Annotated in this window: 7 protein-coding genes and 1 pseudogene; 6 read left to right on the top strand and 2 right to left on the bottom strand. The window is 58.8% G+C overall.

All coding sequences use genetic code 11. The annotated features are described in order from the left end of the window. The 3 genes and pseudogenes from lysK to P792_RS26905 all read left to right on the top strand — a co-directional run. Positions 1-921, top strand: a pseudogene (lysK, locus tag P792_RS38630) (lysine--tRNA ligase); the annotation flags it as partial. Between the two features lie 38 nt (positions 922-959). Further along, on the top strand, positions 960-3,053 hold the full coding sequence (locus P792_RS26910) for a lysylphosphatidylglycerol synthase domain-containing protein (RefSeq protein WP_023978427.1): 2,094 nt from the start codon (positions 960-962) through the stop codon (positions 3,051-3,053). Continuing rightward, a complete protein-coding gene (locus tag P792_RS26905; RefSeq protein WP_051395853.1) occupies positions 3,053-3,784 on the top strand; it encodes a MarC family protein in 732 nt (243 codons plus the stop codon). Before P792_RS26910 ends, P792_RS26905 begins: the two co-directional genes overlap by 1 nt. Positions 3,785-3,811: 27 nt before the next feature. Here the strand turns inward: P792_RS26905 and P792_RS26900 are convergent, their stop codons facing one another. Together P792_RS26900 and thpR are read right to left on the bottom strand one after the other, a co-directional pair. Further along, positions 3,812-4,327 carry a uracil-DNA glycosylase family protein gene (locus P792_RS26900; protein WP_369794219.1) on the bottom strand — a complete coding sequence of 172 codons (516 nt, stop codon included), beginning with the start codon at positions 4,325-4,327 and terminating at the stop codon, positions 3,812-3,814. A 79-nt stretch (positions 4,328-4,406) separates the two neighbouring features. Further along, entirely contained in the window at positions 4,407-4,976 is a 570-nt protein-coding gene (gene thpR, locus P792_RS26895) for an RNA 2',3'-cyclic phosphodiesterase (protein ID WP_023978424.1), read from the bottom strand. Positions 4,977-5,306: 330 nt separating this feature from the next. On the opposite strand from thpR, the gene P792_RS26890 reads away from it, so the two are divergent. The 3 genes from P792_RS26890 to P792_RS38625 all read left to right on the top strand — a co-directional run. Then, positions 5,307-6,089, top strand: a complete 783-nt coding sequence (locus P792_RS26890; protein ID WP_023978423.1) for a Bax inhibitor-1/YccA family protein — start codon at positions 5,307-5,309, stop codon at positions 6,087-6,089. 592 nt (positions 6,090-6,681) lie between these two features. Then, positions 6,682-7,611 (top strand): ubiquinol oxidase subunit II, encoded by a 930-nt coding sequence (gene cyoA / locus P792_RS26875; protein ID WP_023978420.1) that lies wholly within the window; start codon positions 6,682-6,684, stop codon positions 7,609-7,611. A gap of 6 nt (positions 7,612-7,617) precedes the next feature. After that, the coding region (locus P792_RS38625; RefSeq protein ID WP_023978419.1) for a cbb3-type cytochrome c oxidase subunit I at positions 7,618-8,721 on the top strand (1,104 nt) is incomplete at its 3' end.

Genomic DNA, 8,721 nt, shown 5'->3' with positions numbered 1-8,721 from the left:
GGTCATGCCAAGATGCAGTGGAAGGCCGACTGGGCCATGCGCTGGTATGCACTTGGCGTGGATTACGAAATGTCGGGCAAGGACCTGATCGATAGCGTCAAGCTGTCCAGCAAGATCTGTCGTATCCTTGGCAAGGCCCCGCCCGCGGGCCTGACCTATGAGCTGTTTCTGGACCAGAACGCCCAGAAGATCAGCAAGTCCAAGGGGAATGGTCTGTCGATCGAGGAGTGGCTGCATTACGCGCCGCCCGAGAGTCTCGCGCAGTACATGTTCAATCAGCCAACACGCGCCAAGCGCCTGTTTTTCGATGTCATCCCGCGGGCCATGGACGAGTATCTGGCCAATCTGGACAAGGCTGTCGAGACGGAAGACGAGACCACGCTGCGCGCCAACCCGGCCTGGTTCATTCATGGCGGCACGCTCGACAAGGGGCTTTCCAGCCCGGTCTCGTTCACGGCCCTGCTGAATCTGGCCTCGGTCGCCAATGCCGAGACCAGCGATACCCTCTGGAAATTCCTGCGCCGTTACGACCCGAGCCTCTCGCCGGAGACGCACCCCTATGTCGATCGTCTGGTCGGCCACGCTCTGGTGTATTTCAAGGAGTTCGTCCGCCCGGCCAAAACGTTCCGTGCCCCGACCGATCTGGAGCGCGTTGCCCTGCAGGATCTGGCAGACGCCTTGAAACTGGCAGACCCCGGACTATCTCCTGTTCAGGTTCAGGATATCGTCTTTGAAATTGGCAAGAAACATCAGATCCAGCCGCTAAGGGCGTGGTTCGGGTGTCTCTACGAGGTTTTGCTCGGGCAGACCGAGGGACCGCGCTTTGGCATCTTCGCTTCGCTTTTCGGCCTGCCGGAAACGGTGGCGCTGATCGAAAATGCCCTTGCCCGCGATGTTGCCGTGGCTGATGCCAATAATTGACAGGTGAAGAGACGATCAGCAGCCTTGATTGAGGGTTTATGACCGTTCAGGAACAGACAACACCGTGCTGTGAGGAAGGTGAGGCCAAACCTGCGAGCCCCTGGCGACGCGTGGCCTGTCGTCTTCCAGCGCTGCTGGGGCTCATTCTTCTGGTGGCGGCGATCTACGTTATCCAGAAAGAGCTTAAATCGCTCTCTCTTGCCCAGATTAGGGGTGCTCTTCAGGCCATACCGGCACAGGCATTGCTGGCTGGGGTGGGCTGCACCTTCCTGTCCTACTTCATCCTGTCATTCTACGACCGTTTGGCCTGCTACCATATCGGATCGAGACAATCGTTCCTGCGGACCGCCTTTGCGGCGTTCTGCTCTTATGTGCTGTCACATAATCTAGGCTGCTCGGCCATTTCCGGCGCTGCCGTGCGCTTTCGGCTCTATCGAAACTGGGGGGTGTCGCCCGGCGGTATCGCCCAGATCATTGCCTTTTGTTCCACCACCTATCTGCTTGGTGCGATGGCGCTCATAGGCGGCGTGTTCCTGTTCGAGCCCGGCCATATCCCGCTTGTGGCTCATCTGCCCCATCTGGTCTTGCAACTGGGTGGTGCAGCGGCCTGGCTCTGCGTGCTCGCCTATCTCGGCGTGTCATTGCGATATCGCCAGATGCGTATCTGGCGTTACACGCTCGACGTGCCGGGTTTCCGTGTGGCTGTGGCGCAGGTCATTGTCAGCGCCGCCGACATGGCGATGACAGCGATGATTGCCTACGTCCTGTTGCCTCCCGAAGCGGCAATCGGCTTTCCGGCATTTCTCGCCATCTACATTGCCTCCTACACTGCCGGTCTGGTCGCGAGCGTGCCGGGTGGGCTGGGCGTGTTCGACGGCGCAATGCTTCTGGCGCTCGGGCCCTATCTGCCCACCCCGCAGATCCTTGGCGTTATTCTGACCTTCCGCTTGTTTTATTACATTATTCCGCTCTTTCTGGCCGGGGGCATGTTTGCCGTTCATGAGCTCTTTCTGCGTGGTGATGCGGCTTGGGCGCGGCGCCGCGGAGGAGCAGCGGCAGGTGCTTTTGCACGGCGGCCAAGTCAGGTGGTGCGTGAGTCCGAGGCCGATTTTTCGGTGACGGTCGCGACAGGTGTGGTGGCCGGGACTGGCATATTGCTTGTGTTCTACGCCGTGGCCGTTCCTGCGCCTCTCCTTGGCACGCCTTTCACCCATCTCAGGCTGCAGCTGGCAGAATTCCTTTTGTGCCTGACCGGGGTAATGCTTGTCGGGGTTGCCGCAGGGTTGGCGCAGCGCGTGACTGCGGCATGGCGGGCGGCGCTTACGCTATTGGGTGTTGCCATTCCACTTGTCATCCTGCGGCAGGGGCCTCTGGCGATTCCGCTTTGCCTGATGATGGTGATGTTCCTAATCGCCCCGTTTCGGTCGTGCTATTATCGAAAAGCGCGGCTCTTTGCCGAACCCCTCAGCCCGACACTTATGGCGCCGGTCACGCTCTGGATCATCAGCCTCGGCAGCGTGGGGCTGTTTGCCCTGCGCCATCATCTCGGCCATGCCTGGTGGCGGTCGCTGATCTATGATGCGCATACCTCGGTCGTTCGCTGGGCGCTCGGCATTTCGGCTCTGCTCGGCATTGTGGCCGTCATCCAGATGCTGCGTCGAAGCCACGTTCTGGTGCGTCCCTGGGACAAGGAGAGCGAGACGCTCTACCGTAACCTGGCTCACGCCCTCGAGGAGCTCGGCCCTCGTCGCCCGAGCGGACTGATCCTTAATGACAACGGCCGTGCCGGAATCCCGTTTCTGCGCACGGGTCAGTTCATCATTGGTGTTGGAGATCCTGCCGGCGCGGAAACCGAGTGCATTGCCGCGATCTGGCGTCTACGCGATCTCGCCCTTGAAGAGGGGCGTCATCCCGTGTTCATCAAGGTGGGACAGGCGCTCCTTGGGGTCTATCATGACATCGGCATGACGGTCTGCCCAAACGGTCCGGGTGAAACCGGGGCGCTGTGCTGCCTCGCGCAGGATCTGCAGGCGGTCAAGGCGGTGCTGGGCAGTGAGCACAGGCGGCTCAAACGTCTTCTGCACACAAGACGTTTCCTGTCGGTCAAGGCCCGTGCCGATCGGGCCGGGTGATGCACCTGCCCCATGTGTTGACGCAACAGGTCAGGCTCAGCGACGTAACGGCCATCTGGCTGATGGCTTATTCGGCCCTGTTCTCGATCGTCAACCCTCTGGGCGCCTCGCTTATCTTTGCGCAAACGACCCTTGGTCGCCCACGAGCACAGGTGGTCCGTCTGGCCCGGACCGTCGGGTTCTATTCCTTCATCATTCTGATGGTGTCGGTGTGGCTGGGTGGATGGATCCTCAGTTTCTTTCGGATCACCATTGATGCCCTGCGCGTGTCTGGTGGCCTCGTTGTCGCCTCGCGTGCATGGGCGCTTTTGCTGGCACCAGAGGAGAGCGAGGCGCGCAAGGAGCGGCAGGTTTTCGACCATGATACTGCCAACGCGGATAATGACCTTGGGGACAGGGCGTTCTTTCCGCTTGCGATGCCGTTTACCGTGGGGCCTGGCAGTATTGCCGTGGCCATTGCCCTGAGTTCGGGTCGTACCCTTGGAGCCTCGGCCGCCAGCTATATCATCGGCTTGTCTCTTGCCGTACTTGCCGTCTCCCTGACCGTGGTTATTTTCTACACCTATGCCGAGCGCATCGTCAGTTCACTTGGTCGCACCGGGGCGCGCATCGTGAGCCGTCTTGCTGCCCTCATTCTGCTTTGTATCGGTATCCAGATCCTGTTCGCGGGGCTGGAGGGGTTCGTTGTTTCGACGCTCAAGCATATGCGCCAGCTCAATCTGCTGGGCTGAACCGGGTTGGGCAAACGGGAAGGGCTTTCAGACCAAGGCGTTGCGTATCTCATGGCGCAGGGCAGGGATGACCTCCTCGCGGAACCAGGGCGCTCGCTTTTCCCACACACCCGTTCGCCATGACGGATGTGGCAGCGGAAAGTAACGGGGCAGATAATCCCGAAAGTGACGCACGCGATCCGTTACAGATCCACGCCCCAGCGTGTAATGTTGGCTATAGGACCCCACCAGCAGGATCAGCCGCAGCTCCTTCAGATGCCCAAGAACCTGGTCGCGCCATGCAGGCGCGCATTCCGGACGGGGTGGCTTGTCACCGCCATTCGGCAGGCGACCGGGATAGCACAGCCCCATGGGCAGAATGGCGACTTTGGCCGTGTCGTAAAAATTCTCTTCGGAGAGAGCCATCCATTCTCGCAGACGTCGCCCCGAGGGATCGTAGAACGATTTGCCGCTCTCATGGGCAATGGTGCCGGGCGCCTGGCTCGCGATGAGGACACGCGACGTTGGCGAGACATGGATGAGCGGTTTGGGGCCTAGGGGCAACGAGGCTTCACAGATACGGCACGCTCTTACGCGCGTTACCAGATCTGCGAGGCTCTCCTGAGGTTTCGGGGTTGGCAACTCAGAAAGACCACGCTTCGAGTGGCGGCAAGGCGCTGGGTGTCAGTGCGTACTCGGCGCAGGTTTCGTAATGAGGCGTATCGCCCCCCCTGTGGGAACGGAACAGCACAAAGTGCTCCGTCATGACGGGCTTGCCGCGCATCAGATTATTACCCTGGATCCAGCGGATGACCTCTGCTCCCGGATCGCCGTCAAAAACGCCCAGGGTGATATGAGGCATAAACCGCTTCTTCTCGAGAGCAAGACCGCACCGCCTCAGGGCGGTATTGATCTTGCCCTGCAGGGTCATCAGGCTGCTGGAGGGCGCCACGCCTGCCCAAAGGCGCGACCGGGTGCCCTGTGTTGCAATACCCACGCCACTCGGTTCGATCTGGACGGGCGTGGTGGTGATGGCGGCCAGCGTATGGTCAAGCTCCTCCATCATCGGCCGAGAGCGGATATCGCCGATGAAGCGCAGGGTGAGGTGATAGGTCTCCGGTGGGTGCCATGTCACACCGGCGATGGGACGGCGCAGGGACGACAGAAGACGCTTGTGCTCGCTGGCAAGGTCAAGAGCAGTGAACAGACGCATGAACACTTCCTGTCAGGCGGGATGAGCCAAGAGTGGCCCTTTGGCGGAAGGATATCCCCGCAGGGACCGGATCAGAGAGGGCAGGAGCAAAGCCGACATACAGGATGCGGCGTGGGGCGTGGAATGAGGGGGGGGAGTCAATTCAATAGCGTATGAGATCCGTTCTGTCGTAACGTCACAGCCTATAACGCACCGCATCGCAGCGGTTTCGGCAAGCGCGGTGAATGTATCTTAGAATGTCGTTCCTCGCGGCCGACTTGACCACTATGCTAAAAGCGCCACATTGAAGAAACAAAAGGCCAGTCCGGCCAAATCTCAGGAAAGGGTGTCATGGCTTTCGTTCCAAATTCTCGATCTGGTAATACCTCGGGTAACACCGGAGCCGCCAGGGTCGATACGGTCGATGCCGGTTTGCGCGCCTATATGCTCAGCGTTTATAACTGGATGACAGCGGGGCTGGTGGTGACCGGTTTCGTGGCATATGCCGTAGCCGAAACCTCGTTGCGTGACCTCTTCTTCCAGCAGGTTCTGACTCCGGGTGGCATCCTGACCCGCCCGACGGGGCTGGGAATGCTCACGATCTTCGCCCCGCTGGCCTTCGTCATGGTCATGTCATTCGGTGTGAACCGTCTGTCGCGTCAGGCTGCGCAGGGTCTGTTCTGGGCTTTCTGCGCCGTGATGGGCGCCAGCCTGTCGAATATTCTGATTGTCTATACCCATACATCCGTGGCGAGTACGTTCTTCGTCACAGCAGCAACGTTTGCGGCGATGTCTCTGTGGGGCTACACGACCCGCCGTGACCTCAGTTCGCTTGGCTCGTTCCTGTTCATGGGGCTTATTGGTCTGGTTATAGCCAGTCTGGTCAACATGTTCCTCCACAGCCCCGCCATGTCATTCATGGTGAGTCTGATCGGTGTGGTGCTGTTCACGGTGCTGACAGCGTTTGACACGCAGCGTATCCGCGCAACCTATCAATACTACCTGTCCTATGTGGGGCCGGAGGAAATGGGCAAGCGCAGTGTTTACGATGCGCTTTCGCTTTATCTGAACTTTATCAACCTCTTCACCTTTTTGCTCCAATTCATGGGCGTTCGTAATAATAACAACAGCTGACTACTGATCTAGATCAATCGTTTATTTGAGGGGGTGTGTCACAGGCACGCCCCTTTTTGTTTATTCAGACTATTTCGGTCTGGATAACTTGTTATTTCTGTCTGAACTGAATCTAAAAAATCCGCAATGAATTGCGGCAGAAAAGCGATAATGTACGCTAAAGCACTGATTCTAATGATGAACACTTGTGTTCAAATTGTGAACAGCCCCATGAAAAGTCTTGATCAGTGCTTGCTTTGCAGACCAATCGGGCGGAAACAACAGAACAGAGCTGGGCGCTGATGCCCAGCGTGCAGGCAGGCGGTTGATCAACCGGTCGATCGCCTTTCCGAAGCAAGGCGAGGCAAGGATGAGACGTGTCGTGGTCGGAGCGTTCAGAGCCACCGGCAGACGTAACGTTACGTCTTCATACGATCCCGGTCGTATGATGATGTCACGTTGCGGCGCGATACGTATCGTTCACTGGAATAGGAGAGATGGATGACATCCCCTGAAGGTGTTGTCGCCATGTTCGACCAAGCCGTGGTCGGGTTCAGCGGCAGCGTAGCGCAGCCAAAAAGCTTGACGGTCGGTTCAACGAGCGGGGCAGACAATGAACAATAGACTCTTGCCGAAGTTGCGGCGGCTTCTGCCGCTGGCGCCGGCGTTTTTCCTCTCCGGTTGTACGCTCGATCTCCTCGATCCGCGTGGCCCGGTCGGGCTTCAGAACCGTAACGTCATCCTGATCGAACTGGGTGTGATGCTCTGCATCGTCATCCCCGTCATCATCATGACACTGTACTTCGCCTGGAAGTATCGCGAGAGCAACACATCGGCCGAGTATCTGCCGAACTGGGATCACTCGACGAAGATCGAATTCTTCGTCTGGGGAATCCCGGCTGTTGTGATCGTCATCCTCGGCGCCATCGCGATCATCACGAGCTATACGCTCGACCCCTATCGCCCGCTGCATTCGGCTGAGGCGGCAGGGCGCAAGCCTCTGAATGTCGAAGTTGTCGCACTCGACTGGAAATGGCTGTTCATCTACCCCGACCAGGGTGTTGCAACGGTCAACCAGCTTGCAGTGCCGGTCAATACGCCGATCAACTTCCGCATCACCTCTGACTCGGTCATGACGTCGTTCTTCATCCCGCGTCTGGGCTCGCAGGTGTACGCCATGGCTGGCATGCAGACGCAGCTCCATCTTCTGGCCAGTGCGCCGGGCGATTACCTGGGTGAAGCAGCGCACTACACGGGTCGCGGCTTCTCTGACATGAAGTTCCGCACGCTTGCTATGACGGATGAGGATTTCAACCAGTGGGTGGAAAAGGTGAAGGGCGCGTCTGACTCGCTCGACTCAGCCGACTATCCGCAGGTTGCCGCTCCGCAGGAAGCAGCACCGGTCAAGTATTTCGCGCATGTTCAGCCGAACCTCTTCGACAGCATCGTGGCCAAGTATAACAACGGTATGGTCATCGACAAGTCGACGGGTCAGGTCATGCACATGCAGTCCGCCATGTCCGACATGCAGATGAAGGAATAGGGACACATGCTAGGTAAGTTAACACTTTCGGCGATACCGCTGGATGTGCCCATTCTCGTCGGCACGTTCTCAGGTGTTGTTATCGTCGCGCTCGCCGTCTTGGGTGCCATCACCTATTTCGGCAAATGGGGCTATCTGTGGCGTGAATGGCTGACCTCGGTCGACCACAAGCGTCTGGGCATCATGTACATCGTACTGGCCCTCGTCATGCTGTTCCGCGGCTTTGCCGACGCCATCATGATGCGCAGCCAGCTCGCTCTGGCCTATAATGGCAACCCGGGCTATCTGCCCCCGCACCATTACGACCAGATCTTCTCCGCCCATGGCACCATCATGATCTTCTTCATGGCCATGGCGTTCATGACGGGTCTGCTCAATGTCATCGTGCCGCTGCAGATCGGCGCACGCGACGTGGCGTTCCCGTTCCTGAACTCGCTGAGCTTCTGGATGACCACGATCAGCGCTGTTCTGATCAACGTCTCGCTCTTCATCGGTGAATTCGCTCAGTGCGGCTGGCTGGTCTATCCGCCGCTGTCCGAGCAGCAGTTCAGCCCTGGCGTCGGAGTGGATTACTACATCTGGGCCGTGCAGCTCGCCGGTGTCGGTACGTTGCTGACTGGCGTGAACTTCTTCGTCACCATCGTGAAGATGCGCGCTCCGGGCATGGGCTGGATGCAGCTCCCCGTTTTTACCTGGACGGCTTTCGTCACGGTCGTTCTGATCATGGCAGTCTTCCCGGTTCTGACGGTTACCCTGGCCGAGCTCGCGCTTGACCGTTATCTGGGTATGCACTTCTTCACCAATGACGGCGGCGGCAGCGTTCAGCTGTATCTCTCGCTCATCTGGACGTGGGGTCACCCGGAAGTTTACATTCTGGTTCTGCCGGCCTTCGGTGTGTTCTCGGAAATTACCCAGACATTCTCGCGCAAGCCCCTGTTTGGCTACCGCGTGATGGTTTACGCCACGCTTGCGATCGGCGTTCTGTCCTTCATCGTCTGGGCTCACCACTTCTTCACCATGGGCGCAGGCCCGAACGTCAACGCCTTCTTCGGTGTTGCCACGATGATCATCGCCGTCCCGACGGGGGTGAAGATCTTCAACTGGCTGTTC

Origin of the sequence: Asaia sp. SF2.1, from assembly GCF_000505765.1 — a bacterium.
GTDB classification, from domain to species: Bacteria; Pseudomonadota; Alphaproteobacteria; order Acetobacterales; family Acetobacteraceae; genus Asaia; species Asaia bogorensis.
Note: the sequence above shows the minus strand (reverse complement) of the source record. Positions and strands in the feature narration are given on the sequence as shown.

Bases quoted from the DNA above. Each gene is read 5' to 3' on its own strand.
- P792_RS26890 (WP_023978423.1), top strand. From the start codon at position 5,307: ATGGCTTTCGTTCCAAATTCTCGATCTGGTAATACCTCGGGTAACACC.
- thpR (WP_023978424.1), bottom strand. From the start codon at position 4,976: ATGCGTCTGTTCACTGCTCTTGACCTTGCCAGCGAGCACAAGCGTCTT.
- P792_RS26910 (WP_023978427.1), top strand. From the start codon at position 960: ATGACCGTTCAGGAACAGACAACACCGTGCTGTGAGGAAGGTGAGGCC.
- cyoA (WP_023978420.1), top strand. From the start codon at position 6,682: ATGAACAATAGACTCTTGCCGAAGTTGCGGCGGCTTCTGCCGCTGGCG.
- P792_RS26905 (WP_051395853.1), top strand. From the start codon at position 3,053: ATGCACCTGCCCCATGTGTTGACGCAACAGGTCAGGCTCAGCGACGTA.